The 26,832-nt window shown below is 57.1% G+C and carries 22 protein-coding genes; 10 read left to right on the top strand and 12 right to left on the bottom strand.

Annotated features, from left to right (window positions below; all coding sequences use genetic code 11):
• Positions 1–83 precede the first annotated feature (83 nt).
• Complete coding sequence (locus tag VF639_RS15075; RefSeq protein ID WP_331146750.1) at positions 84–1,193, bottom strand: NAD(P)-dependent alcohol dehydrogenase; 1,110 nt, start codon at positions 1,191–1,193, stop codon at positions 84–86.
• Between the two features lie 233 nt (positions 1,194–1,426).
• Between VF639_RS15075 and VF639_RS15070 the strand changes: the two genes are divergently transcribed.
• The 5 genes from VF639_RS15070 (at position 1,427) to VF639_RS15050 (ending at position 6,322) form a co-directional block, all read left to right on the top strand.
• Complete coding sequence (locus tag VF639_RS15070) at positions 1,427–2,407, top strand: SUMF1/EgtB/PvdO family nonheme iron enzyme (RefSeq protein WP_331146749.1); 981 nt, start codon at positions 1,427–1,429, stop codon at positions 2,405–2,407.
• A 128-nt stretch (positions 2,408–2,535) separates the two neighbouring features.
• Positions 2,536–3,000, top strand: coding sequence for an SMI1/KNR4 family protein (locus tag VF639_RS15065; RefSeq protein ID WP_331146748.1), 465 nt, complete (start codon positions 2,536–2,538; stop codon positions 2,998–3,000).
• Positions 3,001–3,045: 45 nt separating this feature from the next.
• Positions 3,046–3,315, top strand: a complete 270-nt coding sequence (locus VF639_RS15060) for a hypothetical protein (RefSeq protein WP_331146747.1) — start codon at positions 3,046–3,048, stop codon at positions 3,313–3,315.
• Between the two features lie 130 nt (positions 3,316–3,445).
• Complete coding sequence (locus VF639_RS15055; RefSeq protein ID WP_331146746.1) at positions 3,446–5,992, top strand: type IA DNA topoisomerase; 2,547 nt, start codon at positions 3,446–3,448, stop codon at positions 5,990–5,992.
• A gap of 69 nt (positions 5,993–6,061) precedes the next feature.
• Entirely contained in the window at positions 6,062–6,322 is a 261-nt protein-coding gene (locus VF639_RS15050; RefSeq protein WP_331146745.1) for a hypothetical protein, read from the top strand.
• Positions 6,323–6,551: 229 nt separating this feature from the next.
• On the opposite strand, the gene VF639_RS15045 is transcribed toward VF639_RS15050, so the two are convergent.
• The 8 genes from VF639_RS15045 to VF639_RS15010 all read right to left on the bottom strand — a co-directional run bounded on the left by VF639_RS15045 (position 6,552) and on the right by VF639_RS15010 (position 12,894).
• Positions 6,552–7,475 carry a methylenetetrahydrofolate reductase gene (locus tag VF639_RS15045; RefSeq protein WP_331146744.1) on the bottom strand — a complete coding sequence of 308 codons (924 nt, stop codon included), beginning with the start codon at positions 7,473–7,475 and terminating at the stop codon, positions 6,552–6,554.
• A 5-nt stretch (positions 7,476–7,480) separates the two neighbouring features.
• The gene (locus VF639_RS15040; RefSeq protein ID WP_331146743.1) at positions 7,481–7,771 is read right to left on the bottom strand and encodes an MSMEG_0570 family nitrogen starvation response protein; all 291 of its coding nucleotides are present in this window, start codon (positions 7,769–7,771) and stop codon (positions 7,481–7,483) included.
• Between the two features lie 177 nt (positions 7,772–7,948).
• Positions 7,949–8,902 carry a sll0787 family AIR synthase-like protein gene (locus tag VF639_RS15035; RefSeq protein WP_331146742.1) on the bottom strand — a complete coding sequence of 318 codons (954 nt, stop codon included), beginning with the start codon at positions 8,900–8,902 and terminating at the stop codon, positions 7,949–7,951.
• Entirely contained in the window at positions 8,902–9,444 is a 543-nt protein-coding gene (locus VF639_RS15030; protein WP_331146741.1) for an NADPH-dependent FMN reductase, read from the bottom strand. The genes VF639_RS15035 and VF639_RS15030 overlap by 1 nt, the downstream gene beginning before the upstream one ends.
• A gap of 71 nt (positions 9,445–9,515) precedes the next feature.
• Complete coding sequence (locus tag VF639_RS15025) at positions 9,516–10,103, bottom strand: MSMEG_0567/Sll0786 family nitrogen starvation N-acetyltransferase (protein WP_331146740.1); 588 nt, start codon at positions 10,101–10,103, stop codon at positions 9,516–9,518.
• Positions 10,100–11,221, bottom strand: a complete 1,122-nt coding sequence (locus VF639_RS15020; RefSeq protein ID WP_331146739.1) for an MSMEG_0568 family radical SAM protein — start codon at positions 11,219–11,221, stop codon at positions 10,100–10,102. The genes VF639_RS15025 and VF639_RS15020 overlap by 4 nt, the downstream gene beginning before the upstream one ends.
• The gene (locus VF639_RS15015) at positions 11,218–12,201 is read right to left on the bottom strand and encodes a Nit6803 family nitrilase (RefSeq protein WP_331146738.1); all 984 of its coding nucleotides are present in this window, start codon (positions 12,199–12,201) and stop codon (positions 11,218–11,220) included. The genes VF639_RS15020 and VF639_RS15015 overlap by 4 nt, the downstream gene beginning before the upstream one ends.
• 210 nt (positions 12,202–12,411) lie before the next feature.
• On the bottom strand, positions 12,412–12,894 hold the full coding sequence (locus VF639_RS15010; protein WP_331146737.1) for an MSMEG_0572/Sll0783 family nitrogen starvation response protein: 483 nt from the start codon (positions 12,892–12,894) through the stop codon (positions 12,412–12,414).
• Positions 12,895–13,174: 280 nt separating this feature from the next.
• On the opposite strand from VF639_RS15010, the gene VF639_RS15005 reads away from it, so the two are divergent.
• The 3 genes from VF639_RS15005 (at position 13,175) to VF639_RS14995 (ending at position 14,585) form a co-directional block, all read left to right on the top strand.
• Positions 13,175–13,939, top strand: a complete 765-nt coding sequence (locus VF639_RS15005) for a LuxR C-terminal-related transcriptional regulator (protein WP_331146736.1) — start codon at positions 13,175–13,177, stop codon at positions 13,937–13,939.
• Positions 13,940–14,154: 215 nt separating this feature from the next.
• Positions 14,155–14,361 (top strand): hypothetical protein, encoded by a 207-nt coding sequence (locus VF639_RS15000; RefSeq protein WP_331146735.1) that lies wholly within the window; start codon positions 14,155–14,157, stop codon positions 14,359–14,361.
• Positions 14,358–14,585 (top strand): DUF2905 domain-containing protein, encoded by a 228-nt coding sequence (locus tag VF639_RS14995; RefSeq protein WP_331146734.1) that lies wholly within the window; start codon positions 14,358–14,360, stop codon positions 14,583–14,585. The genes VF639_RS15000 and VF639_RS14995 overlap by 4 nt, the downstream gene beginning before the upstream one ends.
• A gap of 5 nt (positions 14,586–14,590) precedes the next feature.
• Here VF639_RS14995 and VF639_RS14990 read toward each other — a convergent pair whose 3' ends face one another.
• The 3 genes from VF639_RS14990 to VF639_RS14980 form a co-directional block, all read right to left on the bottom strand.
• Positions 14,591–16,399: a prolipoprotein diacylglyceryl transferase family protein gene (locus VF639_RS14990; protein WP_331146733.1), complete on the bottom strand. Its 1,809-nt coding sequence runs from the start codon at positions 16,397–16,399 to the stop codon at positions 14,591–14,593.
• A 533-nt stretch (positions 16,400–16,932) separates the two neighbouring features.
• On the bottom strand, positions 16,933–18,873 hold the full coding sequence (locus tag VF639_RS14985; RefSeq protein WP_331146732.1) for a hypothetical protein: 1,941 nt from the start codon (positions 18,871–18,873) through the stop codon (positions 16,933–16,935).
• 129 nt (positions 18,874–19,002) lie between these two features.
• Positions 19,003–20,487, bottom strand: a complete 1,485-nt coding sequence (locus VF639_RS14980) for an SDR family oxidoreductase (RefSeq protein ID WP_331146731.1) — start codon at positions 20,485–20,487, stop codon at positions 19,003–19,005.
• 497 nt (positions 20,488–20,984) lie between these two features.
• Between VF639_RS14980 and VF639_RS14975 the strand changes: the two genes are divergently transcribed.
• The gene (locus VF639_RS14975) at positions 20,985–24,191 is read left to right on the top strand and encodes an SBBP repeat-containing protein (protein WP_331146730.1); all 3,207 of its coding nucleotides are present in this window, start codon (positions 20,985–20,987) and stop codon (positions 24,189–24,191) included.
• Between the two features lie 328 nt (positions 24,192–24,519).
• Positions 24,520–26,646 (top strand): glycoside hydrolase family 3 protein, encoded by a 2,127-nt coding sequence (locus tag VF639_RS14970; RefSeq protein ID WP_331146729.1) that lies wholly within the window; start codon positions 24,520–24,522, stop codon positions 26,644–26,646.
• The last annotated feature ends 186 nt before the right edge of the window (positions 26,647–26,832 follow it).

The following is a 26,832-nucleotide window of genomic DNA, read 5'->3' as shown; positions in this document are numbered from 1 at the left end:
GCGCAAGCCGACGGGACGGCGCTATGTCGGCTGGCTCCCCCTCTCCACGGGAGAGGGGGCCGGGGAGTGAGGCCCAGCCAGAACTACTCTTCTTTCAACGACTGCATGTCGATGACGTGGCGGTAGCGCACTTCTTTGTCCATGAGGTCGTCGAAGGCTTTGTTGATTTCCTGCATGGAAATCATCTGCACCTCGGGTAAGATCTTGTGCTTGGCGCAGAAGTCCAGTACTTCCTGCGTTTCGGCAATACCACCGATGATGGAGCCCGCCACCGAGCGGCGGTACATGGCCATATCCATGTTGTTGAGCGGCTTTTTGTACTCTCCGAGCAAGCCCACGGCTACTACGGTGCCATCGAGGTCGAGTAGGCTAACGTAGTCGCTGATGTCGTAGGCGTCAGGGATGGTGTTGAGGATGAAGTCGAACGAGGCTTCGTGCTGCTTCATGGCGTCGGAGTCGGTGGAAATCAGCACCTCGTGGGCGCCCATGGCTTGGGCATCAGCTTGCTTTTCTTTGGAGGTGGTAATGACGGTAACATTAGCACCCAAGGCTTTGGCCAGCTTCACGGCCATGTGACCTAAGCCGCCGAGGCCCACAATGCCTACCCGGTCGCCTTCCTTCACGTTCCAGTGCTTCATGGGTGAATAGGTAGTGACGCCGGCGCACAAAATAGGCGCTACCGCACTGGTATTAAGGCCTTCGGGAATGCGAAGGACGAAGGATTCTTTCACCGTGATGTTGGTGGAGTAGCCGCCGAAAGTGTTGGCGCCATTGCCGTCGGGCTTCATGGGGCCGTTGTAGGTGGCGGTCCAGCTAACAGGGCCTTGGCAGTAGTTTTCCTGGCCTTGCTGGCACGGCTTGCACTGGCCGCACGAGTCGACCATGCAGCCCACACCCACGATGTCGCCCACCTTGAACTTGGTAACGGTGCTGCCAACCTCGATGACTTGGCCTACAATTTCATGACCAGGCACGCACGGATACACCGTGTTTTTCCAGTCGTTTTTCACTTGGTGCAAGTCGGAGTGGCACACCCCGCAGTAGAGGATGTCGATGTGTACTTCGTCGGCTTGGGGTGGGTGCCGCTCGATTTCCATGCGCTTGAGGCCATTGAAAATCGAATTGGTAGCTCCGTAAGCCGGCGTCTTGATGGTGGCGACGGTGCTGGAGGTTTCGGCGGTGCTGGTTTCCATGAGCTAAGTAGTTTGGTTTTGGAGTAGAAAAGGGCGAGGCAACCCTGCCCAGCCGGAGCGGTTGGGGTATGAGAGAGTTACGGCTGCCACGGGGTAGATGTTGATGGGCGCGCAACTAATGGCGGAATATTGTTGGCTTCATTTGGTCCCATCAATACCGACCTTTTCGTGTTCTAGCTTTGTTGCCCCTTCGCCAACAACCTGTAGGGCAAGAGCAACGATAAAAGCAGCGTATGCAAAGCGGAAAAATGAAGCAGGTAGCTCAGCGGCTGCTAGGAATACTACTTATGCTGCCCGTGGCGGCAATGGCGCAGAAAGGCCGTTCAGTTGCTGGCCCACCGGCATTACCCGCACCGCCCGGTACCGTGCGCGCCGCCGAAAACCTGTTTGTAGATGAAGCGGAAGTAGCCAACCTCCACTGGCTGGAATACCTGCATTTCATCCGCCGCGACTCGGCGCTAACTTTCTACAACACCCAACTGCCTGACTCCACGACCTGGAGGCCCGTCCCGACGCCCGAACAGAAGGAAGCCCCCCAATCGTACTTTCGGCAGCCGGCTTACTATTACTTTCCCGCTGTAGGTGTCAGCTACGAGCAGGCGCTGGCCTACTGCCGCTGGCGCAGTATCATGGTCAACCGCGGTTATTTCCAGAGCGCCGGGTTCCGCAAGCAACACCCCGAACTGCGCGACTATGAAGTGAAAGTGGAGTTTCGCCTGCCCACGGAAGCGGAATGGCAAGTAGCCGCAGCTGGTGGCTTACCGGCCGGTCCGCGGCCATTTGAGGTCATTGAAACTCAACCCGTCCGCAAGCTCAAAGGCCAAAAGCTAGCGGCGGCCGAAAACTTAGTGGCTTGCCTCGATGCACAACAACTGCCGCATCCTGCCACCGAGGTAGCCTATGAGCTGCCTTTCAACCTGAAGGAAAACTATTACTTGGCGGGCAGCAACCAAGTGTTTGTCTGCGCCCCATCCAAGCAAGAATTTCCGTTGGAGCTAACCGTAAGAGGGCCACTCAATGGCTTTGGTGCGCAGCACATCATCGGCAACGTGGCGGAAATGACGGCCACCAAGGGCGTGGCCAAAGGCGGGTCTTTTAAAACTTCCGTGCAGAACCTGAAGCTAGAGTCGCGCCAGCTGTACCAGGGGCCGCAGAGTTGGTTGGGCTTCCGGTGCGTAGCCACCGTGCGGCTGGTGCCGAAGGCGGAGCGGTAAATGTGGTTGTTAGGTGTATCAACTTGCTTGAAGTTCACTATTGACAAGAAGCTGTTTAGGAAGTCGTGAAACAGTCATGCTCCTCTTATTTGAATGACTTCCTAAACAGGTTCAAATAAAGAACAGATATGCCAAAGACAATTGAAGAAATCATCTATCGACTCAGGACTGAAGGAGAGCAGCTAGGTATAACCCTTTATCCTGCAGCCTCTAGCGCTGAAATACGTGACTTTGAGTTAAAGCTGAAGATCAAGCTGCCTGATGAGGCAAAAGCCTTCTACCAGTTTTGCAACGGCTTTGAATCTGAAGAAGACTTGTTTCGAATTATACCGCTCGATGAAATATCATCTAATATTCAAAGCTATAAACCTCATCAATTCTACATAGCTGAATACCTAATGTATTGCGATGAGTGGACTATAGGAGTTAATCCTCTGAACAACAATGAATATGGGATATGTAACCATCATGAATTTATTAAAGAAATTTGCTTGACTGATTCATTACCAGATTTTTTAGAGTGCTTTTTGAGTTATGGTTTATTTAAAGCCAATGGGCTTTATGACTTACACCATACGCGAAATATTTTTTAAATGCTGTCCGACTTAAGCTCAGAGCAAATACTCCTGCATGATCTTATGAGTGATATTTCTGAGAGATGTTATTATGCGGGCTGGTTGCAGAATTTAGAGTATGTACTCTGGAATGCTGTGTTGATGGGACCTAGGAAATACGGCCATGGCACAATTACACGAGAGGATATAAGCGAACTAATATTTTTGTCAAACCGCATTGATAGCTGGATTGTCATGGATGATGAGACAGAAGAAACTGCTATAGCGTTAGGTGTCTGGCGAGTTAAGTATCTGAATGATATTTCACTTGATCCGGCTCGCGCCAGAGGTTAATGTGACCGGTTAATTCCCCGTTAAGAACCTGCTCACTACTCAATCCTAAAACGACTTTTTCTCCTGTTATCTTTGTTGATTCTTTGCTGACCACCTCAGCAATATTCCCACCTCAGCGAGAAACAGCGAATTGAAAGTCTGCATTGCCGAAAAGCCGAGCGTTGCCCGTGAAATAGCCACCGTATTGGGGGCCAACCGGCGCATGGACGGCTACTACGAGGGCAACGGCTACCAGGTCACCTGGACCTTCGGCCACTTCTGCCAGCTCCGGGAGCCCGAAGACTACCGCCCCGAATGGAAGCGCTGGAGCATCCACGACCTGCCCATGCTGCCCGACAAGTTCGGCATCAAGCTCATGCGCCGCGACGACGGCGTAGTGCGGCAGTTCACCGTCATCAAAAACTTGCTGGCCAATGCCGAGGAAGTGATAAACTGCGGCGACGCCGGCCAGGAAGGGGAGGTGATTCAGCGGTGGGTACTGATGGAAGCCAAATACCGCAAGCCCTTCAAACGCCTCTGGATTTCCTCGCTCACTGAAGAAGCTATCCGCCAAGGATTTGCTAACCTGCGCGACGGTGCCGAGTTCGACAAGCTCTACCAGGCCGGCAAGAGCCGTGCCGTTGGCGACTGGCTGCTCGGGTTGAACGCCACGCGGTTGTTTACGCTCAAATATGCGGCCGGTCAGCGGCAGGTGCTCAGCCTTGGCCGGGTGCAAACGCCCACGCTGGCGCTGCTGGTAGACCGATACCACGAAATCCAGAACTTCAGGCCGGAGCCGTATTGGGTGTTGCGCACCGAGTACCGCGGCACTATGTTCAGCCACGTGGCGCCGCCCAAGAAAGGCAAGGCCGACGACGACGAACCCGACGAAAAAGCTCGCCTGAAAGCGCGTGGCTACTTTGTGAGCCAGGAAGAAGCCGACGCCGCCATGGCCGCCGTGAAGGATGTGCCCTTGACCGTGACGGGCGTCGAAATCAAGAAAGGCTACGAAACGCCGCCGTCGTTGTTTGACCTGACTTCCTTGCAGGTGCAGTGCAACAACCAGTTGGGACTTTCGGCCGAAGACACGCTCAAGACGGTTCAAAGCCTCTACGAGAAGAAAGTGGTGAGCTATCCGCGCGTAGACACCACCTTCCTGCCCGACGACCAGTACCCAAAAATTCCGGACATCCTGCGCGGCTTGGGCGGCTACGCGGGCCTCACAGCGCCGTTGCTGGCCACCAAAATTCGCAAGTCCACTAAGGTCTTCAACAACAACAAGGTCACCGACCACCACGCCATCATCCCGACGGGTGCGAGTGCCAACGGCCTCGGCGGCAACGAAAGCAGCGTCTACGACATCATTGTGCGCCGTTTCCTGGCGGCTTTCTACCCTGATTGTGAAGTCAGCAACACCACCGTCACGGCCGAAGCGGGCGGCTACCCGTTCCGCGTGCGGGGCCGGCAGATTCTGAACCCCGGCTGGCGCGTGGTGTACGGCGACCCGGAGAAGCAGCAGGCTCCTTCGGCCCCCAAAGCAGCCGGCGAGGGCGACGACGATGTAGTAAGCACCGTGCTGCCCAACTTCGTGAAGGATGAAAGCGGCCCCCACAAGCCGCGCCTCGACCAGAAAGTAACGCAGCCCCCGCGCGAGTACTCCGAGGCCATGCTGCTACGCGGCATGGAAACGGCCGGCCGCAACGTGGACGACGACGAGCTACGGTTGGCTATGAAAGAAAACGGCATCGGGCGCCCGAGTACCCGCGCTGCCATTATCGAAACGTTGTTCAAGCGCGGCTACATCATCCGCGACAAAAAGAAGATTCTGCCTACGGCTACCGGTGTTGAGCTTATCGGCCTCATCCGCAACCCCACGCTAAAATCGGCGGAGCTGACGGGGCAGTGGGAGCGGAAGCTGCGCCAGATAGAGGCTGGTAATCTTGATGCCGGCTTGTTTCTCGATGAGCTAAAGCAACTGGTGCGTGAAATGGTGCTGGAAGTAAAGCAAGACGGTTCGGGCCGTGGTATTACCGTCAGCAAAACCGAGCTAGCCGACCTCACCGGCCAGAAAAAAGTTGCTGCCACCAAAGCCAATCCGCCCAAAGCCGCCCCGACGCCTGCTGTTCCCGGCGCACTCGGGCCTTGCCCGGCCTGCGGCAGCGGCCACGTGCTCCGCGGCAAATCGGCCTTTGGCTGCTCCCGTTGGCGCGAAGGCTGCCAGTTCCGGTTGCCCACCGAGTTTGAAGGCAAGAAGCTCACCGACAAGCAGCTAGCGCCCTTGCTAGGCAAAGGCCGCACGCCCGTTATCAAGAGCTTCCTAGACGATGCCGGCCAGAAGTTCGACGCCGCTATCCGCCTCACGCCACAGCGCACCCTGGAACTAGTGCGCGCTGCCGAAAGCAAGCCCACCACGCCTACTGACCCCGGCCAGATTCCCTGCCCGGTGTGCCGCCTTGGCCAGATGCTCAAGGGCAAAGCTGCCTACGGCTGTTCCCGTTTCCGCGAAGACTGCCAGTTCCGAGTGCCTTTTGAGTGGGGCGGCAAAACCCTGAGCGACACCCAGATGAATCAGCTGCTGCGCAAAGGCAAAACCGGTGTTATCCGTGGGTTTGTGTCCGCCAAGTCGGGGCAGCGGTACGAGGCGGTGCTGCAAATCAACCCGGAAGGCCGGATTGAGCCGGTGTTTGGGCAGGGGTGAAGCATGGGCTTTAATTGTTGCATCCTGGATAAAGCGTATCTTGTTTACTCCTAATAATTTTGCTGTATTATGAAATCTGCCGCCTTCTTGCCGCGCCTTGCTGCTTATTTCGTGGGCTTGCCTGTGCTGGTGGTTATCTACCTGATTCCGCATCTATCCACGCAAGTGTTTCTCCCGCTTTTTGTGGTGGCGCTTTTCGTTGGTATTGGGGGGCAGGCACGTATTCGCCAATCGTATCCTCAGGATTTCAGCAAGCGTGAGGAGTGGGTAGCTTGCGGGATTTTTGCACTACTTGGGTTAGCTGCTCTGTTATCCTTTGGGAAGTGGTAGAGAATCCAATAGCTGGCTATGCCTCCGAAGCCAATAACCACTTCGGTGCCCTCGCCTGCAAGTCATAGAAAACGCAAGAAAGTCAACTATTCCTAGACTCTCCTCAGCTGAGGAAGCACTAGGAATGGTTGACTTTCTTGCGTTTCTGTAAGGCTGGCGCCTGCGCATAAGACGCTTCGGTTCCACATATTGTGCTTGATTGAGCAGCCTGTACCTGTAAGCTACCGCTTCAATACACCAACTCGCCGCCCAAATTGGCGGCGGTGAGGATGCGGGGAACCCAATCTTCGGCGCCGATGGAGCGGATGTGCAGGCCGGTGATGCCTTCGATGGAGCGGATGCCTTGGATAAGTTCGAGGGTGATGGCCAAGCTTTCCCGTTCGCTGTTGTTGCTTTCCACGCGGGCCAACAGGTGGTCGGGGATGCTGAGGCCAGGGATTTCGCGCAGTACGTGCAGGCGCTCGGCGCCGCTGAAGGGGAAGATGGCCGCCAGAAACCGAGCCCGCTTGTGCAGGCCGCGCCGCACCACCTCGCTCATCCAAAACTGCATCGGGCCCAACTCGAAAATGGCCTGCACTTGAATGTACTTAGCGCCGGCGTCGATTTTCTCGGTTAGGCGCTGCATGCTTTCCTCGATCTTATCGGTAGCGCAGGGGAAGTCAATGGTGCCGACCGTGAATTTGGGGGCCGGCTTGATGATGTCGCCGTTGAAGAGGCGGCCTTCGTTGGTGAGGGCCGTGATGCTGGCAATGGCTTCCACGCTGCCTAGGTCGGTGGCGTCTTTGGAGGCGGGGTCGGTACCGATGGCGCAGGGGTAGCCGCCAAGTACGATGATGTTTTCCAGACCAAGGTTAGCGAAGGCCAACAAGTCGCCTTGCAGGGCAATGCGGTTGCGGTGCCGCAGCGTGAACTGCAAAATGGGCTCCATGCCGACCTGCTTGCAGTGCATGCCGGGCACAAGGTTACTCATGCGGGCCCGCGAGAGCAGGTGGTCGTTGATTTGTACCACGTCTACATATTCGCTCACGATGTTGGCCGCATTCATGAAGCCTGTCGTGTCGAAGTGGCGCGGGGGCGTCAGCTCCGCCGAAACAATGAACTTGTCGGAGGCGAGCAGGTCCGAGAAAGTTTTCTTCTTAGTGAGCGTTTCCATGGCAGTCAGGAATTTATTGCGAGAATTTTAACGGTTTGGTTGGCATCGGTGGGCTGGAAGGCCTTGATGGCATCATCGATGCGGTACTTTTCGGCCGCCGAGGCGCTGCATTCGTAGCCGTACACTTCCTGCACGCGCCGGCTGGCATGGTCGAGGGCCTGCGTGCAGCGCGCCTGAAAATCAACTAAACTTAGCTCAGTGGCCGGCTGGAAGTATTCCCGGATGATGCTGGACGGGGAGTAGACCAACGTTTCCTGGCCGTTCGGCCACGCAATACGGACGTAAGTTTCAGGCATGAGAAATGTGTAGGCTGTGGCGCGAAGCCGGTGCTTCGCGTATCCTTGCTGCGGGTGAAGATGTACTACTAGGCTTCGGCTTGTTGACTTATTGACTGTTGTAGTGGCCGTTAGCAGCGACACGTGAAGCGCAGGCTTCGTGCTACTGCCAATGCCCCATCAAGCCAGAGCTTCGTGTCACACTGGTTCCGGCATGGCATCGAGCACAAATGGTACTGTTTGGCCTTGATAGCGCAGCTGTATAGTTTCGGAGGCAGTTATTTCGCCGATGACGGTGGCTTGGATACCGTTTTCAGTGAATAGGTTGATAATCTGCTGCGAGTGAGTTGGCGGGCTGGTAAGCAGATAGCCGTAGCTCGGGAAGCTGGTAAGCCACTTTTCCAGCGGCACACCCGGCGGCGCGGGCACTGCGTCTATGTCCAGCACCGCCCCCACGCGCGAGGTACGCGCCAGCATGTGCAGCGTCCCGACGATGCCGCCCATGCTGATATCCTTGGCGGCACCCGACAAACCCGCGTTGGCGATGGTGTAGAACAGGTGCATCTTCCGCCGGAGGTCAGTGGGGTTTTGGTGGGTGCTGGCATTCCAGAAAGGGTACTGCTTGAAGTACTCTCCGTTCATGTCGATAGCCATCAGCAACTGGTCGCCGGGGCGGGCGTCGAAGCTGGAAAGGAGACGCTCGGCTTTGCCGATGATGGACACGGCCAGGTGGCGGGCGGCGCTGTTGTAACAGGTGTGGCCCCCAACCATCGGCACGTCGTAGGCGGCGCAGGCGGCCAGCATACCGTCCCATAAGGCGGCGCTGTCGGGCTGGTCGCGCGACCAGATGACGTTGGTGAGGGCCACCGGCAAACCGCCCATGGCGCAGATGTCGCTGATATTGACCATTACGGCGGAGTAGCCGGCAAACCAGGGCTCATTTGCTACAAAAGCTTCCACAAGGCCTTCGGCCGCAAACAGCGTGTAGCCGCCGTGGCCATCCGGAATGGCGGCGCAGTCGTCGCCGAGGCGTACGGGGGCGCCGGCTATGGTTACGGTGTCGCCGTTGGGGGCGTAGGTGCGCTCAATCAGCACTTTGTCTTGCACCGAAGGGTTGGCCAGCAGCTGGCGCACGAGTTGTCGGGCATCCATCACCAGTCCGATAAAGTTTGCGACACCGCCCCGAGCCGCTGCACATCAGCGGTTAGGTGGGTGATGCGCTGTTTGATGTCGGGGCTGGTTAGCTCGGCTCCTTCAAAGGCTGTTGCCGTCACGTACACGAACTTGGGCACGATAACGCACTTGTAGTCGAACATGAGGCTGTTGGCAAACGGCATCACCGACATAAAGCTGGCCAGCGTACCGGCCATGCACACAAATCCCACCGACTTCTTGAACCACGCCGAGCCCCGGCCGGTCAGCTCCACAACGTTTTTGGCCGCGGCCGAGAGGTCGTACACGTATACCGGGCAGCAGAAAATGATGCAGTCGGCATCGGCCACCAGCTGCGTGATGGCCTGCACCTCGGGGTGCTCGTAGCACACGCGGCCGTCGCACTGCGGTAGGTTGTAGTCGCTCAGTTCCAGCAGCGTCGCCACGCGCCCACCCGCCGCAAATGCACTCTCAACCTCGCGCGCCAGCACATTGGTCTTCGACCCTTTGGTGAGGCTGCAACAGATTACAAGGGAAGCCATTGGAGAGGGGTGAGGAGGTGGAATAATTTCTGTTGGCTTAGTATGACCGTTCCTTTTGCATCATGCAACCGTTAGCCAACCATACCAAACTGCTGCAACGCTAGCTGCGAGGCGGGATAATAAGTTAAATCGGCTTCCATGCGGGCGTGCATCATGCCGAACAGCTCGAAGGTGAACAGACTGTGCCAGTGCAGCCGCTCAAAGAACTTCACGTTTTGGATCTGCACATTGGCGTAGAATTGCTGGCAGCCGAGGGCCGTGGCCGTTGAAACGGCTTTGTAAATCAGCCCGGCGCCAATGGATTGGTCGAAGGGCGTGCGCGGATTGTGCTCGTCGAAGAGGCCGTAACAGTCGAAGCGAGTGAGCTTGCGGTAGTCGGCGGCTACGCCGAGGCGGCTGCCGTACCAGAGGCCGGGCTGCCGCTCATCGATGCGCACGACGCCCACCACCCGGTCGGGCATACCGCCGCAAGTAGCCAGGGCTACAATGGGCAGCGCAGTGGCATCGACGGTGTCGCGGTCAGAGCCGGAAAATAGGCCCTGTTCGTCGCAGAAGATGGTTTTGCGCACCGCGTGGTACTGTTGAAGCTGCCAGGCTTCCTGCGCAAAATCGAAGGCCAGGTAATCCGACTTGTAGGGGGGAGGCGTTTCGATGATCATAGCAGGCGGCTGGTTTTCGTCTCGAAAGATTTCAGCGTCGAGCAGGCTCCGCACTTGCCGCAGCCCGCTTTCAGGGTGTCGGAAGTCATACCAGCCGCAACCAGCATCTGGCCTACCGGCGCCAGCACCCGCTGCATAAACGCCTGGTCGGGCGTGGGGTGGTGCGCCAGCGGCGTGTTGCGCACCGGCACAAACGGCACAATGAACGGGTATACGCCCAAGGCAATTAGCTCGCGGCTGGTATTGATCAGGGTTTCGGCGCTGTCGCCGAGACCGGCCAGCAGGTAGGTGGAAACTTGGCCGCGGCCGAATACGGCAACGGCCGCCTCGAAGGCTTCCATGTAGTAGGCCACGTTTACTTCGGCCTTGCCCGGCATAATGCGGCGGCGGACGTCTTCTTCCACTGCTTCGAGGTGCATGCCGAGGGCATCGGCACCAGCATCTTTCAGTTTCTGAAACCACCTGAAATCGTCGGGCGGCTCGCACTGCACCTGCACCGGAATGTCAACTTCTTGCTTAAGCGCCAGCACCGTTTCGTACAGAATCTTTGCGCCCCGGTCTTTGGTAGCGGGCGTGCCGGTGGTGATAACCAGCTGCTCGATACCGTCCAGCTCTATGGCGGCCCGCGTCACTTCAATGAGGTGGTGGGGGCGCTTGTAGGCAATGGTCCGGTTGTTTTTCAGCGACTCGCCAATGGCGCAAAACTGGCAAGACGTTTCCTTGTCGTTGTAGCGGATGCAGTTTTGCAGCAGCGTGGTAGCTAGCACGTTGTGGCTGTGTAGCTGCGCGATTTTCCAGAACGGAATACCGTCGGACGTGTTCTGGCCATAGAAGCGCGGCTGCGTCGGGAACTGGACCACCCCAAGCAGCTCTCCATCCCGAAACAGCTCAGCTACACCCAAGGCGTCGGGCGGGCTGGCACTGTAGGGCGACCGGCGCGAGGTTTCGTGGAATACCGGCACCATGATGGTGGTGCTGCCATCAATGCGCACCGCCTTGTGGTCGGTGGGGCCGGCGCCGCCCTGGCGGGCGGGGGTGCCGGTTTGCTGGTTGGTTAGTTGCAGCCCAAGCGTTTGCAACTCCGTCAGGACCTGCTCGGAAAGTTGCGTGGCTATCATGGAGCAGAGGCTTCAAAGGTTTCAGCTGGCCGCGGCGCAGGCACGGCGTGCGCCGCAAACACGGGTTGCTGCACCGCCTGGTTGACGTGCATCGATAATAGCTCGGGGCGCGCGTAGTGGCCTACAGAGTCCATCATGCGCTTGCGCTTCTCAATTAAGCGCATGTCCAGGTCAGCATAAATAATGCCTTCGCCCTCGGTGAGTGGCGGGCAGAGGTGCGCGCCCTCCGGCGAAATAATAGCCGTCATACAGCCGCCGCGCAGTGCTTTCTGCAAGGCCGGGTCGGGGGTGATGCTGGCAATCTGGTCTTCATCGAGCCAACCGCAGGCATTTATCACGAAACAGCCCGATTCCAGCGCGTGGTGGCGGATAGTGACTTCCATCTGGTCGGCAAAAATTTGTCCCACCATCGAGCCCGGGAACTGCGCGCAGTGAATTTCTTCGTGGTCGGCCATGAGGGCGTAGCGGGCCAGCGGGTTGTAGTGCTCCCAACAGGCCAGCGCCCCAATGCGTGCCAGCGTGGTATCCACGGCCCGCAGGCCGCTGCCGTCGCCCTGGCCCCAAATCATGCGCTCGTGGTAGGTGGGCGTGATTTTGCGCCGCTTCAGTACCAATTCGCCAGTGGTATCGAAAATCAGCTGCGTGTTATACAGGCTCCCATAGTCCTTCTCGTTTACACCGAGCACCACCACCATGCTGCACTCCCGGGCGGCGGCGGCCACCAAATCGGTTAGGGGGCCGGGTACCATTACGGCTTCGTCGTAGAGCCGCAGATGCTCTTTGCCCGCCAGCACCGGGGGCCGCACGAACGAGAAATAAGGGTAGTTGGGGATGAAGGTTTCGGGAAATACGATGATGTCGGCTCCTTTGCCCGCCGCAATCCGAATGGCGTCGCACACCTTTTCGGTGGTAGCCAAGGCATTGTCCAGCACGGGTTTAAGCTGTGCGGCAGCGGCTTTGATGAGTTGTTTGGTAGCCATTGGAAGAAGAGTTACACCAACCTGCGAGAGGCTGGCTAGAGCAGAGTAGCCAAGGTGCCAGGAAGCCTTTAAGCTCTTAGGGTAAATTCTTAGGCTGTAGCGCGAAGCCTAAGCTTCGCGTACCGTTGCTGACTGCCGGGTCGTAGCAACGATGTCGTTCAACGACGCGCAAAGCGCAGGCTTCGCGCTACAGCCAACCGCTAGTTGCTGTTACAGCGTCCAGGAGTCGATGATGACCGATTTGTCGCGCTTGTGAATCAGGTTGAGGTCGAGCACGTCGAGGGGGCTGATGGGGGTGATGCCGGGCAGTAAGGCCGGCTCGCCGTGGCCGTAGAGGGCTTGCAGGGCGAAGCGGCAGGCGTACACTTTGCCACCTTCTTCCATGAACTTGTTGAGGCGCTGCGCATACACCTGGTGGCCTGGAAATGCTTCGTTGCCAAGCTTGGGGAAGCCACGCTGCAAGCCGAGCGTCACGCCGGGGCCATACAGCAGGATGGAAGTATCGAAGCCCTTGCGCAGCAGCCGGGTAGCCGACAGGATGTTGACCAAGCCAATCGAGCCCTCAAATGCCACCGTGTGGAACGTAACCAAGGCTTTTTGGCCGGGCTCCGCTTTTACATCTTCAAATACCTTCTCTTCATAATCTACGAAGTAGTCGCCATCCTTGTGCGCTTCTAGTTCAACTTTTGGCATCTCAGTAAGATTTGGTGGTGTATAGGTTCGATTCCAACCAAACTTACAAGCTGAACTAGAGGTTGTCAATCACCTGAAAGGGTGATTTATGGAAATTTGTATATAAATTATTGAAATAGGCCTTAGGTAGGATAGGGCTATTGGCTTTAGAAAGGTATAATTGTTAAAATAGACTATACGCTTGAAGGTCGTTTTAGGAAATAAGCAAAAACATGATCTGCTGAAGCAGCACGGTCCGCAGCTTGTATTAACACTCCATAGTAGATTGAAAGCAAGCCCAATGAAGCAAGTAGTAGTAGACGAGGGAGCCGCGTTTGTTACCTTCCTGGAGGAACTGCGCTTCCATTACGACGATCTTAGGCCCGATTCTGCGAGCAGGATCGAGGAGTACCTGGCAACTGTGCCCGTTTGGCCCAACCAATTTCTGTACATCCACGACATTGCTTCGGGGCAGTTTTATCACAAAGGCTTTGCCGAGTGCCTTGGCTATGAGCTAGACGAGCTAACGGCTGATTTCTTTGTGCGCAACATCCACCCGGCCGACCGCAGCACCTATTTCAACGTGTCGAAGGCGCTGCTTTCCTTTGTGCTGGCCCACGCCGCGGAGCTGGTGCCATTTATTTCCACCTTCCAGATGAACTACCGGGTGCGCCGGCTCGATGGCCGCTACATAACCGTGCTCCGGCAGAACACGCCCTTCCTCAAAAATGCCAACAACGAAGTAGTGGCCTACCTCAGCTTCTGCACCGATATCAGTTTGATAACTGACACCAACCGCATCAAGTGGAACGTGGAAGGCCCGAAGAGCGAAACCTTCCCGCAGTTTCTGCACAATCACCTCCACCAGCAACAACCCCTGTTTAGCGAGCGGGAGCAGCACATTCTGCGGCTGGTGGGCCAGGGCCTATCGAGCACAGCTATCAGCGAGAAGCTTTTCATCAGCATTAACACGGTAAACACCCACCGCAAGAGCCTGATGAAGAAAGCCAACGTCAACAAAACCATCGACCTGATTGCCTACGCGCAGGAAAACGGCTATATCTAAGTGAGGTGGGAAATCGTATTGGAAGTGGCTTGTTGAAGCCGCTACTTAGATTCTAATCATTGGAACGTCATGCTGAGCGAAGCTAGAGGTGAAGCATGAAGTTCCTTTTGTTGCCCACTCGAATGTATTCTTAATACTATATGCCAACTTCCTTATTCGCAGCACGTTTGCTAGGTTACCTTATTGGTTTGGTGCCACTGATAGCCTTGCTTCTTATGTTTCGGCAACTACTTTCGCAGACCCTGGCCCTCGGGCTGATGGGTGTTGGCGTCATGGCTTCCCTTTGGGTGCAACAACGGGTACGGGCAAAGTTTCCTTTCGACTTTAGGGCCCAGGGTGAGTGGCTGGCTTTGGAGCTGTATACCGTGCTGGTCGTGGTTGTGACTGTCGTCCTCTACCATGAAGTACAGACTAACCCATGACTCCGCAATTCGGCAAAATATTGGTTCTGCTCGGCTTGGCGGTGGTTGCACTCGGGGCCTTCATCTGGCTTGGGGGCGGCTCGTTGCTCGGCTGGTTCGGCCGCCTGCCCGGCGACATTCGCATCGAGCGGCCCGGCTTCCGGCTCTACGCGCCCATCGTTTCGATGCTGTTGATCAGTTTGCTCTTGAGTGGGATTATGTGGCTGGTGCGGCGGCTGAGCTAAGCGGGTTAGCGGCGGTGGGGCAGCTCGTAGCGCACTTGCAGATGCAGCTGCCGAAACTCCCGGCCGCCTAGCGTCAGGTAGGGGAGCACCTGCAAGCGCTGGCTCACTTGTAAGCTGGATTCAATGAAAAAGGCCCGATTACGAGTCCCCCCGGGGGTTGGGTAGCCAGTGCCGGTAGCTACCCCCGCCAAAAGTCCATAGCGCCCACCCGACTTGAAACGTGAACCGAGGGCCAGGCGAGTAGCAGGATTGCCAAGCCCTTGGTTGGGCGTGTTAACATCAGCTTGCAGGTAGACATAGTCGCGCGGACCAAGCCGAACGGTCAGATGTGGCGCAAAGACATTGGCATTGTAGGTATTTTCTCTCATCCTGTTGTACCCGATAGGCCCTAGCATTATTCCTCCGCCAAGACCTATAAAGCGCCGGTTCAGCATAATGTGAGGGTCGATACCAATCAGCGTAGTAGATTTTACAGGTTCCGACACATCCAGGGCAACCTGCTGGTCACGGCCTACCAGTAAACGGACACCTAATTCATTCTCTGCTTCAGGCCGGTTAGGGTCGGGATGCCAAGTGCTGGTTGCATCAACACTCAGTGATTTGTATTCGTGTCGGAAAGGACGAATGGGCGGAGAGCCGCAACCTTCTTGCGCGTAGGGTTGCTGTTCCCGAGTAAATTGCCCTTTGCCACCGCCAACTGAAAATGACCAGTGTTGCCTCTTGCCAGTTGAATCAGCGGGCACTTGGTTGGTGAAGAGCAGCACCACCGCCGCGGCAGCCAGCGGCAAGCCAATTCGTTGCGTAGCCATAGCCTCACGTAAGACCGTAGCAGTAGCCAGTACCACTACAGCCAGCAGCACCGTTTTCACTACCAGCAGCTCTGGCAGCGTGAGGGCGCCAACGGGCAGTAAGGTCGTGCCAGCCAACAGCCCCACCACGACCAGCAGATTGCGTACCGGCCGGTTGGCAGGGGCCTCTTCCGAGGCGGACGGCGCAAGCCGAGCCCGATACAGCAACAGGCCCCAGGCCCCAAACAAAAGTATAGCGTAAGGCAGCAACACCCACTGTAGGGCGAGCATGGAAAAGCCCCCTACCGTAACAACAGCCGCGCCAACTGGCTCCCCGGCCGGGTCGCGCCAGAACTCGATAACCAGCCGACCCAGCACGAGCAGGCCTGCTTGCAGGAGGGCGCGGCTGCCGGCGGGCCATGGCCGGTGGCGCGTCAGCCACAGCACCAGACCCACGCCGGCGCACAGCAGCAGCGTGTAGAGTTGCGTAGGATGTACGGCCAGGGAATGCGTGGCGCCCGCAGCCAGCAGCCCCTGCTGCTGCTGAAACAAGTAGGGAATGGAATCCGCCGCATACGTGAGGCCCCAGCTACCATCCGTTGGCGCGCCGAAGCAGCAGCCCGTTAGCACGCAGCCCACGCATTGCACCACCAGCCCGGCGCAAAACGGCCCGGCAAAGGCATCGGCGACGTGCCAGCTGAAGCCTAGCCACCGGCGTAGCACCAATATCACTAGCCCGAACCCGAGGCCACCGCCCAGCACCGAGCGGGCCGTGGTGGCGGGCCAGGTGCCGTGGTACAGCAACTCCGGCCACGCTTCGGCTGGTACGGCCAGCAGCTTGGTGCTTACAATAAAGGCCAGCGTAGTAGCGGCCAGCAGCACCAGCCACGTCTGCAGCGGATAGCCGCGGCGGTAGCCTGCCCGCAGCAGCAGCGCCAACTGCACCCCGAAGGCCAGTGTATAGCAGGTGGTGTAGTAGGAATGGCCCGCGGGCGAAGGCATTGGTAGCGTAGCAAATAAGGTCATAAACTTCAAGTAAATTCAAGTAAAGAGGTCAGGAGAAAGCAGCAGCCTGTCTAAATCAGATGTGGTTAAAACTTGAAAGCCGCCCCTCGAGCTATAGATATCGAAGGGCGGCCGGATAAGTGAGCGGTGTATCAGTACTAAATTATTACCTGAATAGAGTTGGGCGGATAGAGTAAATAAGTAGGTTGAAGTAGTTGAAAAATGGGTGCTTGCCTGTCCGGTTTTTCGCGCCTGTTGTAGCGCTTCAATGATGATTCAAATCAAGCGAATCCTGAAATCTAAACGAGGCGAACTTTCCAGAATTTTAGACTTTGTTATAGCTGTATATGTGCTAGTAAGTTGCTATTAGACAGGCGATTAACTGTGCGGTATAAGGATTTTGTGGATGCGCTTAAGAATCGTGGTTACTGGCATTTAACTCAAGTGCCAGATAGAGCATGACCGTTGCTTTTTACCTATTCGGATAGGCCGCTAAGCGCTACTCCGGCACTCGACTTAGTTAACAAGATCTTGTATCCGCCAGTAATCTACTTCTACTCTACCAGCACCCGGCCCGGATTCACAACTGGTTCGCCGGCTTCCTGTACTTCATAGAAATACACGCCCGGCGCTAGACCAGCACAACTGAAGGGCAATTCTAACCCGTTTAAGTGAGAGAAGTGCCGCACCGAACGGCCTAAGGCGTCGCGCAGCGTCAGGGTGGCATCACGTAGGGCGGGACGGCCACTCAGGCGTAGTATCGCTGTTTCGGCCACCGGCTGTGGTAGCACCACCACCGATACCTGCCCGCAGCTAGCACACGCATTCCGCACGGATTGCACCAGCGCGGGCGAACTGCTGGCGTACCCGTCGAAGGAGCCACCCCAGTACTTGGTGTTGCTGAAGCCCGTGCCCGAACCCGTAGGGGCGCTAGGAGCCGTAGGACCGCTCAAAGTCCGGACGCCACGGATGGAGCGGTGCCCCGTACGGTCAGCAATGGCGCTGCCGCCATAGCGCCGATCCGATACGGTGGCCCACGTGTCGGGGCGGCTCCAGTTGCCACCGCGGAAGTTGGAGCCGAGCACGTCGGTACTATTGGGCCAGGTGAGCTGGTTGTGGTCGCCATTGGCGGCTAAGGCACCGTCGCCGGGGCGCCCGTCAAACAAGCCAGCACTGGTGGGCCGGCCGGCATCTTGCCCTGCCACCGTTACGCACCGTTCCCAGCAATTGGCGGTCATTTCCATGACGCCGTAGTAGGTGGCGCCGCTTTGTTCACGGGTGGTGTTGGCCCGGGCGAAAATGCCGCAGCGCAAGGGTCCAACGTCGCCGTCGCCGCCGGTAAATGTTACACTGCCGTAGGCACTATTGGCCGTGGGGTCAGTGGTTTCGGTGCCGTCTTCGGGGCCGCTGATGGTGCGGGCAAAGGTAATGCTGGCGTTGCCCCAGGCGTACTCGTTGGCCACGGCGGGCTCGGGGCCCCGGCATATCTTCTCGTATTGCAGCTCCGTCATGGGGGCCAGGCCAGCCCAGTCCAGATAAGCGGCGCCATCGGCCCAGACCAGAAAGTTGGCGGCGCGGTCGGGGCGGGTGCAATTGAAGACTACGGGCGCCGTGGTGCCCATGCCGCTGGCCGGACACACAATGGTGTTGCGTTGTGGGGTGTTGGTGGAGCCAGGATCAATCATCACGCGGGTATTGCCGCCTGCCGGACTATCGCCGGTGATATCCACTGCCACCCGGCGCACTTGTTGAGCGCGGGAGAGGCAGTTCAGAAAGTCGGTGTACTGCCCCTGACTGAGCTCATACTTCATGCAGTAGTGCGCCCCGAAGCCCTTGGGGTAAGCTGCTGGCAAAGCCGCCGAACCAGCGTAGGTGGTGCTGCCCACCGATATTTCGTTGCCGCTGCCACCGCCACTCTCGTTTATCCACCGGATAGCACCGGCCGCCAGCGCGGCTTCGCTGGTAATCCGGCTCAGTGAGCCGCCTACGCTCTGAAACTCACTGTCCACTGTGGGCTGGTTGGTGGCGTTCAGGTAGAAAGCTTGCTCGGGGATGTACACCATCTCGGTAGCCAATACTTTGATTTCGTAGTTCGAGCCCGACAGCATAACGCCATTGCTGGCGGCGTTCCAGGTGATGCGGGTGCCGGTGGCCGCGAAACTACCGCTGCCCGTGCTGGCCCGGTGCAGCAAAACACCCGTGCCATCGGGGGTGTCGCTGAAAGCTACGCCCATGGGTACTACCGGGCGGGTAGCGCCGAGCGTGGCGTGGCTCCAGCCGTTGTTGGAACCCACGGCTCTGTACTTCACAAACACCCAAGCGGCGTCCCAATTATTGGCATCGCGCCAGGAGTTGTCCCAACTAATATCGAAGACAATATCAGCGGTGCCAGCAGTGACGTTGGTAAGTTGAACGTTGGAAACGGTAATGTTATTGGCTTGCGCTGCACCCAAAGACAGCAGCAAAGCCAATAGAAAAGCGTAGCGTTTCAGCATAAAAACCGAGTAAGAAACCAAACCATTTGTGTAGTGGAAGGCCACTAAGATAGGAGGTTGGCAAGTCGGTTTCAATATGTATCCAGCCCTGTTGCTAACCCAGGAAGCAATAATAGGGCTGGATCTTGCCTAACTCGCTGGCGCGGCCAACTGCGGGAGTGAGGTTGACTCGCCGTACTGCACGATGTTCTCGATCATGCCCTTGAAAATAACGAAGTGGAACGGCACCAGCGAGTACCAGTACAGGCGGCCGGCCAGGCCGTAGGGGCGGAAGGCGGCCAGCTGCTCCAGCGTGTGGGAGCCGTCGTTGTTGGGCAGGATGCGGAATTGCAGCCAGGCCTCGCCGGGGAGCTTCATTTCGGCGTAGAGCAATAGGCGGCCGCTTTTGCGGTCGGCCACCAGCACCCGCCAGAAGTCGAGTGGGTCGCCGGCGCGCAGGCTGGTGGGGGAGCGGCGGCCGCGGCGCAGGCCTACGCCGCCCGCTACTTTGTCCATGATGCCGCGTATCCGCCAGAGCCAGTCGACCTTGTACCAGCCCCGCTCGCCGCCGATGCTCCATACGTTTTGCAGCACTTCCTGCGGCGGGCGCGTGAAGCGTAGCGTTTGGCGGTCGGTGAGCAAACCGAACTGCGGAATCTGGATGTGGTCCATGTAGTTGCGGGGCATCACGCCGCTGCTCAGCGCGTCGGACCAGCTGCTAACTACTTCGTTTTGCTCGATGCGCTGGAAAGCCAGTTCCACGGCTGCAAAGTAGCTCATGCATTGGTGGGGCAGCACCTGTGCAATGCTGCGGCGCGGGTCCGATACGGTGTCGTTGCGCAGGCTCTCCACCAGGCTTTGGGCCAAGGAAAACGTGGTGCGCGTCACCAGAAACAACCACCACGACGACAGCCGCGGCGTGAGCACCGGCACCGTCACTATGTAGCGCCGGTAGCCGCGCACGGCGGCCAGTTTCAGCAGCATCTCGCGGTAGGTCAGCACGTCGGGCCCGCCGATATCGAACGAGCGGTTGAGGCAGGCCTCGTTACCGAGCACAGTGGTGAGGTAATACATCACGTCGCGGATGCCGATGGGCTGGCAGCGCGAGTTCAGCCAGCGCGGCGTCACCATCACGGGCAGCTTATCCACCAAATCCCGGATAATCTCGAACGAGGCCGACCCCGAGCCGATGATGATGCTGGCCCGCAGTACCGTGAAGGCGGCCTTGCACTTGCACAACTCTTCCTCCACCCCTAAGCGCGAGCGTAGGTGCGTGCTCAGGTCGTGGTCGTTGGCGATGCCGGAAAGGTAGATAAGCTGCCGGGCCGTAGTGGTATCGAGGTAGTGCGCGAAGTGCCGGGCCGACTGCTGCTCGGAGCGAAAGAAATCCTTGTCGTTGCCGCTCATCGAGTGCACCAGATAGTAGGCAACATCGATATCCGTGGGCAGCTCACGCAATGATTCCGGCTTTAGCAAGTCGCCCTGCGCCACCGTCACGCGGGCACGCAGGCTCTCCGGCAGCTCGAAGCGGCGCGGGTCACGGACTAGGCACACCACATCGTGGCCGGCTTCTATCAGGGAGGGAAGCAACCGTTGGCCGATGTACCCATTAGCACCAGTGAGCAGGATTTTCATAGCGGACAGTAAAGAGGTGGTATCTCTTTAACCGAAGCGCGGCCATTGAGTTGTGTGAACTGCTGTCTGTTTGCACGAACTGAGCTAAAAGCTTTACCTCAATCATCAGGCTCCCAACCTCAAGCGCTACGCAGGTAATCTGCAGCTAGCGTTGTGGTGTCTGCAGCTAGTCGTCAGACAGCGTGCACGGCGGCAGGAGTATTATCCTTACGCACACCATAGGCAAGGCTTTATAGTATCTCTGCTTCGCTGACCTCTCTTCCAACTTGGCTTGCAGGTGTGCATCAAAGAGTTGGTATTTAACAATGAATCTTTAGGCTTAAAAGCCGTTGTTATTCCCTTGCTTTCGTTTACTTCGTACCTGCGGCTGTGCTGGGCCGAGCGTCTCAATTTTGAAGGGTTGATAGATGATTTGCGGCGTTGCTTGGCTGATTATGCTTATCGGTTGTAGTTGGTAGTTGATACAGAAAATAGCACCTCCACTTTTGTCTTTTTATATGCCCCCTTTCTTTACTCGTTTGCTGCTAACAGCAGGTTTACTGCTGTCGGTAGAGGTTGCTCAGGCACAGCCTAGCTCAGCCAAGACTCCCAACCAGACCCCGGCGCCGCAACTTGTTCTGCCCCAGCGCCTACCCCTGCCCCCCGGTGCGCCGGCTGTGCATTACGGGCAAGCAATTGACGGAGTCGCTGCCAGATCGAAAGTGCCTATGCCTGTGAAGCCAGCCCGGCCACGTCCGCTGCAAAACGCAAGCAGCAAACTTGCCACGAGGCTGGGGACCACCACTAGTTCTGCTACCCTTTCTGGCCCGGTAAGCGAAGTATGGGCAGCCCGCTACAATGGCCTCGGCGATAGTTACGAGGTGGCAACCGATGTAGTAGTTGACGCCGCTGGCAACACCTACGTGGCTGGGTACTCGCTTAGCGCTCTGAGCTACGACTATGCCATCATCAAATACGATGGAGCTAGTGGGCAGCAGCTCTGGCAAGCCCGCTACAACGGACCCAATAATAGCTTGGATTTAGCAACAGCCATAGCCCTCGACGCGGCGGGCAATGTGTACGTGACGGGAACATCCTCTCTCGGAAACACTTACAACTATATCACCCTTAAGTACTCGGCTAGTGGCCAGCAACTCTGGCAAGCCACTTATAGTGGACTAGGCTTCGCTTCTTCTCGTTACAATATTGCAACGGACTTAGTAGTGGATGCCGCCAACAATGTGTACGTGACCGGATACTCCTCCAACAGTGCCGGGAAGTACAGCTACGGCACCGTTAAGTACGCCGGGGCGAGTGGCCAACAACTGTGGGCTGCTCGGTACTCGGGAGTTAGCAACAGCGACAATCTGACCACCAACCTGGCGGTAGATGCAGCCAATAACGTGTACGTGACGGGCACTTCGTACGCTGGAAATCAGAGCAGCTACACAACCGTCAAGTATGCCACTGGTGGTCAGCAGGTATGGGTTGCCAGCTACAACGGACCAGGCAACGGGTACGACCTGGTATCGGACGTAGCCGTGGATGCGGCCGGCAACGTGGCCGTAACGGGTACCTCCGACAACGGCAGCAGCTACGATTATGCCACCGTAAGGTATTCCACCAGCGGCCAGCAGCAGTGGGAAACCCGCTACAACGGGGCCGGCAACGGCTACGATGAGGCTACCAGCTTAGCCATGGATGCAACCGGCAATGTGCTGGTAACAGGCTACTCTGATGAGGGCAATAGCAACTGGGACTACGCCACCATCAAGTACGCCGGAGGCAGTGGGCAGCCGCTGTGGGAAGCCCGCTACAACGGCCCCGACGAAGGGTATGATGAGGCGACAGAGCTGGTGGTAGACGCCGCCAGTAATGTGCTGGTGACTGGCCTTTCTTATAACAATGATGGCCTGAGCGACCAAGCAACAGTTAAATATGCCGGAGGCAGCGGGCAGCAGTTGTGGGCCACTCGCTACAACGGGCCGGCTAACAACAACGATGTGCCAAGCGGCGTAGCGGTTGACCCGGCCGGTAACGTGTACACCACGGGAAGCTCCGTTGCTGGCAGTAGCAATAACTGGGACTATACTACCGTCAAACACGCTGGGGCAAGTGGCCAGCAGTTGTGGCAAGCCGCGTATAATTGGGCCGACAATAGTGATGACGTGGCGGTAGACGTAGCCGTGGACGCGGCTGGTAACGTGTACGTTGTTGGTAGCTCTCAAAGCAGCGGCACCAGCAACTTAGACTACGTTACCATCAAGTATGCCGCCAATGGCCAAGAGCTATGGAAAACTCGCTACCACAGCCCTCTTAACCGTGATGGCCGGCCAGTCAAGATAGTCGTAGACGCCGCTGGTAATGTATTCGTGACGGGTAGCAACGAAATCGAGACTGACTCTGATATCAACTACCTCACGCTAAAATATGATGGAGCCACTGGCCAGCAACTGTGGGAGGCCCGCTACGGTGGGGCTAGGGGTCTTGATTTCGCGGTTGATATTGCTCTCGACGGCGTAGGCAACGTGTACGTAACGGGGCGTTCTTTTGGCGTTAGCTCCAACGATTACGCTACCATCAAATACGACGGGGCCACTGGGCGGCAACTGTGGGAAGCCCGTTATAACCCTCTCAACAACTACAGTGAGGCTAGTCGTCTGGTCCTAGACGCAGCCGGGAATGTGTTCGTGACGGGCACCCTCAACAACAACGGCCAGATTACATTTGCAACGGTCAAGTACAACGGAACCAACGGTCAGCGAATATGGGATGCCCGGTTTACCGCCGTCGGTGTCGGTGCGGCGGTTGCTGGCCTGGCCGCAGATGCAGCAGGTAATGTGTATATAACAGGAAAGAGCACCGATTTCAGTCAACACTCAGAGTGTGTTACTGTCAAGTATGCTGCCAACGGCCAGCAGCTATGGGTTGCGCGCTACAGTGGGCCAGCCAAGCTGTATGACGAGGGTGCTGCTGTTACTGTAGATAAAGCCGGCGATGCATACGTACTGGCGCGCTCCCTTGGTAACAACACCGGCACCGAAATGGTCACCATCAAGTACGCTGGGACTACTGGCCGACTGCTCTGGGAAACCCGCTATGGTGGTTTGATTGGCTTTGGTTTTGGTACCGATTTAGCCCTGGACGCGGCCGGTAATGTATACGCAACTGGGGCCACTGGCTCCAACTTCGACTATTTCACGCTTAAGTACGCTGCTGCCACCGGTCAGCAATTGTGGGAAGTCCGCTACAATGGACCCGGCAACGGGGCTGATTGGGCGGCAGCCGTCGCTCTCGACGCAGTGGGTAATGTGTACGTGACAGGCAAAAGCGCCTTTGATAGCAATAGCAACAGTGGCTCCGACTTTGCCACCATCAAGTATGCCCAAGCCAGCAGCGCGTCTTTAGTGCCACTCGTGGCGGCTAGCCGTCCGGCTTTAGCACTGGCTGCAACCCGTGTGAGCGCGCAGGAGCTGGCCGTGTATCCTAATCCGGCAACTACGCAGGCCACTGTTTCTTTTCGCCCCCTCCGCAGTGGTCACGCCCAGGTGCTGCTCTACAACCAGCTCGGTCAGCAGGTGGCATCCTTGTACGAAGGTCCCGTGCAAGAAAAGCAGCGCTACGCATTCCTGGTGCAAGGCCAGCAGTGGGCTCCAGGCCTCTACGAATGCTGGCTGGTCGTCGACGGCCAGCGCGAACGGACGCGGTTGTTAATCGCCCACTAAGCCCACCGCTGCTTAAGCGTCAGGTGCAAGAAGCGTCCACAGATCTTTTCTGTGGACGCTTTTTATGTGTGCAATAACCTGTTCTGAGGTGCTTATCACTGTGCTTGCTGCTTACCCTTCACTACAGCATCGCAATCCAAAATTGCCGGTATGATGCCTAAGGCAATAAGGTCTACAGAGAATACGGCAAATGGAAAGAACACGCAACCGATAACGTTTGCGTGAATAAATGCCAATCGTTTTGTTTCAATCCAATTGGAATTTAAGTACTTAACTACATGGCAGTGCTAGGCAGCGTTGTCAACTCCTCCCACCCTTGCTCTGAGTTATGAAAACTGTAGTTGAGAAGTTTCGCAGGCTCTTTGTGGTTGCTCAGATCATTGTGCAGCAGCACCAAAAAACTTGCGTAATAGCATCGGTAGGTGCGGTGCTGCTCGTTTTTCTCGGAGCCTTTCAAACACTTCGCCAACCCGCCCAAGCAAAGGTGGAACAGCCCGTGCTCGGCAGCCGGTCAATTAAAATACTGGAAGTAGGAGGGCTGAAGTTCAAGGACCTAAACAAGAATGGTCGCCTCGATAAATACGAGGACTGGCGCTTGCCAGCAGAAGCGCGGGCCCAGGACCTAGTAGCGCGCATGTCGGTGGCCGAGAAAGTGGGATTTATGCTCATTAGCTCCACTCGCCTACAAAACGACTGGGCGTTTGAGGCGCCCAAAAGCAAAGAGCCCATTACCAGCCAATTCAACGAGGAGGACTTGGTTACATCCACCAACATGTTCACGCGCAAACAGTTGCCCGTGCCTATCATGACGGCCGCGGGCACCACCAAAGCCGTGACGCAGTTCCACCAGCGTCATTTCATTCTGCGGGCCAACGTGAGTGCCCGTACCACGGCAGAGTGGGCCAATCGGCTGCAGGCGCTGTGCGAAAGCCAGCCATTAGGCATTCCCGCCATTGTGGCTTCCAACCCTCGCAACCACATCACAACTGCCGCGGCGGTTGGCACCAGCGTTGGCACCACGGCCTTCTCGAAATGGCCCGGCGAATTGGGATTATCAGCCATGCGCGACCTGAAGCTGACACGCGAATTTGCCGACATTGCCCGGCAAGAGTGGGCCGCGGTTGGCTTGCGCAAGGGCTACATGTACATGGGCGATTTGTCAACGGAACCGCGCTGGCAACGGGTAGATGGTACATTTGGCGAGAATGCCGAGTGGGTGGCGCAAATGATAACGCAGGTAGTGCTCGGCTTTCAGGGGCCTACGCTCAGTCCAACTTCCGTGGCTTTAACCACCAAGCACTTCCCAGGTGGAGGTGCCGGTGAGGGAGGCCAAGATCCGCACTTTGACTGGGGCAAGAAAGAGGTGTTTCCGGGTGGCCAGTTCCAGAACAACCTGATTCCCTTCAAAGCGGCCATCAAGGCGGGCACTTCTGCTATCATGCCCTACTACTCGATGCCGGTAGGCACCAAGTACGAGCAGATAGCCTATGCCTACAACAAAGCTATTATCAAGGACCTCTTGCGCACCGAGCTCGGGTTCAAGGGGATTATCAACTCCGATACCGGACCCATCGAGATGATGCCGTGGGGCGCCGAAGAATTATCCATCACCCAGCGGTATCACCGGGCCTTGCAAGCGGGCGTTAACCTCTTTTCCGGCACCGCCGACCCCGCCGAACTCTTAAAAACCGTCGAAAGCAACCCGGACGATGTCTCGCTTATCAACGATTCCGTGCGGCGGCTGTTGCTAGAGAAGTTTGCCCTGGGTTTGTTCGAAAACCCCTACGTAGACGAAGCCGCTGCCGAAACCATCGTGAACAACCCGAAGTCGGCGGCCCGGGCGGCGGTAGCCTTGCGCAAATCCATTGTGCTGCTGCGCAACGAGGCCAAGGCATTGCCTCTGAAGGCAAAAACCAAGGTGTACTTCGAGTCTTACCAAAAAGGCAGCAACGCGCCCGCTACGGGAGCCGGCGAAGTGTACGCTACCAAAGACAGCTCGTACCCCGTGGAATTTGTGGGCACGCCTGAAGAGGCCGACGTTGTGCTACTCTGGCTGAAACCCATGAGCAAATCCTTATTTGCCTCGGATGGTACCCCGCTGTACCTCTCGTTGTCGAAGAACGCAGTAGAAGTTTCCTACATCAAGGCGCTTATGGCCAAGAAGCCAACGATTCTGGCTGTCAATTACAGCAACCCGTGGATTATCGACGAGGTGTATAACGCCAGTACGAAAAGCCGTTGCCAAGGTGTATTGGCAACTTTCGGAACCACCCCCGAAGCGCTGCTAGATGTGGTGACCGGCAAGTTTAACCCCACTGGCAAAATGCCGTTCACAACTCCGGTTTCCGAGGAAGTCGTGCAAAAGCAGCAAGAAGATGTGCCGGGCTACAAGGAGGCTCCGGGCTATGCCTTGTTTAAGTACGACGAAGGCTTGAGCTACCCTGGAAACCAGTAAGGCACAGTAAGTGAAAACGGTTCGGCGTACCCAAATCCAAATGCGGATTTAGGTACGCCGAACCGTTTTAAGCGTGTGGATGAACTACAGGCAGCACTACAGTCGCTGTGGCAAAACCATGCTGCCGCGTAGCGGCTTCAGGTTTGTAGAACCTTTACATGAAACAGAACAGCGCCGCGTAGCGGT

It is taken from the genome of Hymenobacter sp. (genome assembly GCF_036387835.1).
Classification (GTDB): Bacteria; Bacteroidota; Bacteroidia; order Cytophagales; family Hymenobacteraceae; genus Hymenobacter.
Note: the sequence above shows the minus strand (reverse complement) of the source record. Positions and strands in the feature narration are given on the sequence as shown.

What these genes read in the sequence shown, in the direction of transcription:
- VF639_RS15075 (WP_331146750.1), bottom strand. Translation starts at nt 1,193, where the DNA reads ATGGAAACCAGCACCGCCGAAACCTCCAGCACCGTCGCCACCATCAAG.
- VF639_RS15070 (WP_331146749.1), top strand. Translation starts at nt 1,427, where the DNA reads ATGCAAAGCGGAAAAATGAAGCAGGTAGCTCAGCGGCTGCTAGGAATA.
- VF639_RS15065 (WP_331146748.1), top strand. Translation starts at nt 2,536, where the DNA reads ATGCCAAAGACAATTGAAGAAATCATCTATCGACTCAGGACTGAAGGA.
- VF639_RS15060 (WP_331146747.1), top strand. Translation starts at nt 3,046, where the DNA reads ATGAGTGATATTTCTGAGAGATGTTATTATGCGGGCTGGTTGCAGAAT.
- VF639_RS15050 (WP_331146745.1), top strand. Translation starts at nt 6,062, where the DNA reads ATGAAATCTGCCGCCTTCTTGCCGCGCCTTGCTGCTTATTTCGTGGGC.
- VF639_RS15045 (WP_331146744.1), bottom strand. Translation starts at nt 7,475, where the DNA reads ATGGAAACGCTCACTAAGAAGAAAACTTTCTCGGACCTGCTCGCCTCC.
- VF639_RS15040 (WP_331146743.1), bottom strand. Translation starts at nt 7,771, where the DNA reads ATGCCTGAAACTTACGTCCGTATTGCGTGGCCGAACGGCCAGGAAACG.
- VF639_RS15035 (WP_331146742.1), bottom strand. Translation starts at nt 8,902, where the DNA reads ATGGATGCCCGACAACTCGTGCGCCAGCTGCTGGCCAACCCTTCGGTG.
- VF639_RS15030 (WP_331146741.1), bottom strand. Translation starts at nt 9,444, where the DNA reads ATGGCTTCCCTTGTAATCTGTTGCAGCCTCACCAAAGGGTCGAAGACC.
- VF639_RS15025 (WP_331146740.1), bottom strand. Translation starts at nt 10,103, where the DNA reads ATGATCATCGAAACGCCTCCCCCCTACAAGTCGGATTACCTGGCCTTC.
- VF639_RS15020 (WP_331146739.1), bottom strand. Translation starts at nt 11,221, where the DNA reads ATGATAGCCACGCAACTTTCCGAGCAGGTCCTGACGGAGTTGCAAACG.
- VF639_RS15015 (WP_331146738.1), bottom strand. Translation starts at nt 12,201, where the DNA reads ATGGCTACCAAACAACTCATCAAAGCCGCTGCCGCACAGCTTAAACCC.
- VF639_RS15010 (WP_331146737.1), bottom strand. Translation starts at nt 12,894, where the DNA reads ATGCCAAAAGTTGAACTAGAAGCGCACAAGGATGGCGACTACTTCGTA.
- VF639_RS15005 (WP_331146736.1), top strand. Translation starts at nt 13,175, where the DNA reads ATGAAGCAAGTAGTAGTAGACGAGGGAGCCGCGTTTGTTACCTTCCTG.
- VF639_RS15000 (WP_331146735.1), top strand. Translation starts at nt 14,155, where the DNA reads ATGTTTCGGCAACTACTTTCGCAGACCCTGGCCCTCGGGCTGATGGGT.
- VF639_RS14995 (WP_331146734.1), top strand. Translation starts at nt 14,358, where the DNA reads ATGACTCCGCAATTCGGCAAAATATTGGTTCTGCTCGGCTTGGCGGTG.
- VF639_RS14990 (WP_331146733.1), bottom strand. Translation starts at nt 16,399, where the DNA reads ATGACCTTATTTGCTACGCTACCAATGCCTTCGCCCGCGGGCCATTCC.
- VF639_RS14985 (WP_331146732.1), bottom strand. Translation starts at nt 18,873, where the DNA reads ATGCTGAAACGCTACGCTTTTCTATTGGCTTTGCTGCTGTCTTTGGGT.
- VF639_RS14980 (WP_331146731.1), bottom strand. Translation starts at nt 20,487, where the DNA reads ATGAAAATCCTGCTCACTGGTGCTAATGGGTACATCGGCCAACGGTTG.
- VF639_RS14975 (WP_331146730.1), top strand. Translation starts at nt 20,985, where the DNA reads ATGCCCCCTTTCTTTACTCGTTTGCTGCTAACAGCAGGTTTACTGCTG.
- VF639_RS14970 (WP_331146729.1), top strand. Translation starts at nt 24,520, where the DNA reads ATGAAAACTGTAGTTGAGAAGTTTCGCAGGCTCTTTGTGGTTGCTCAG.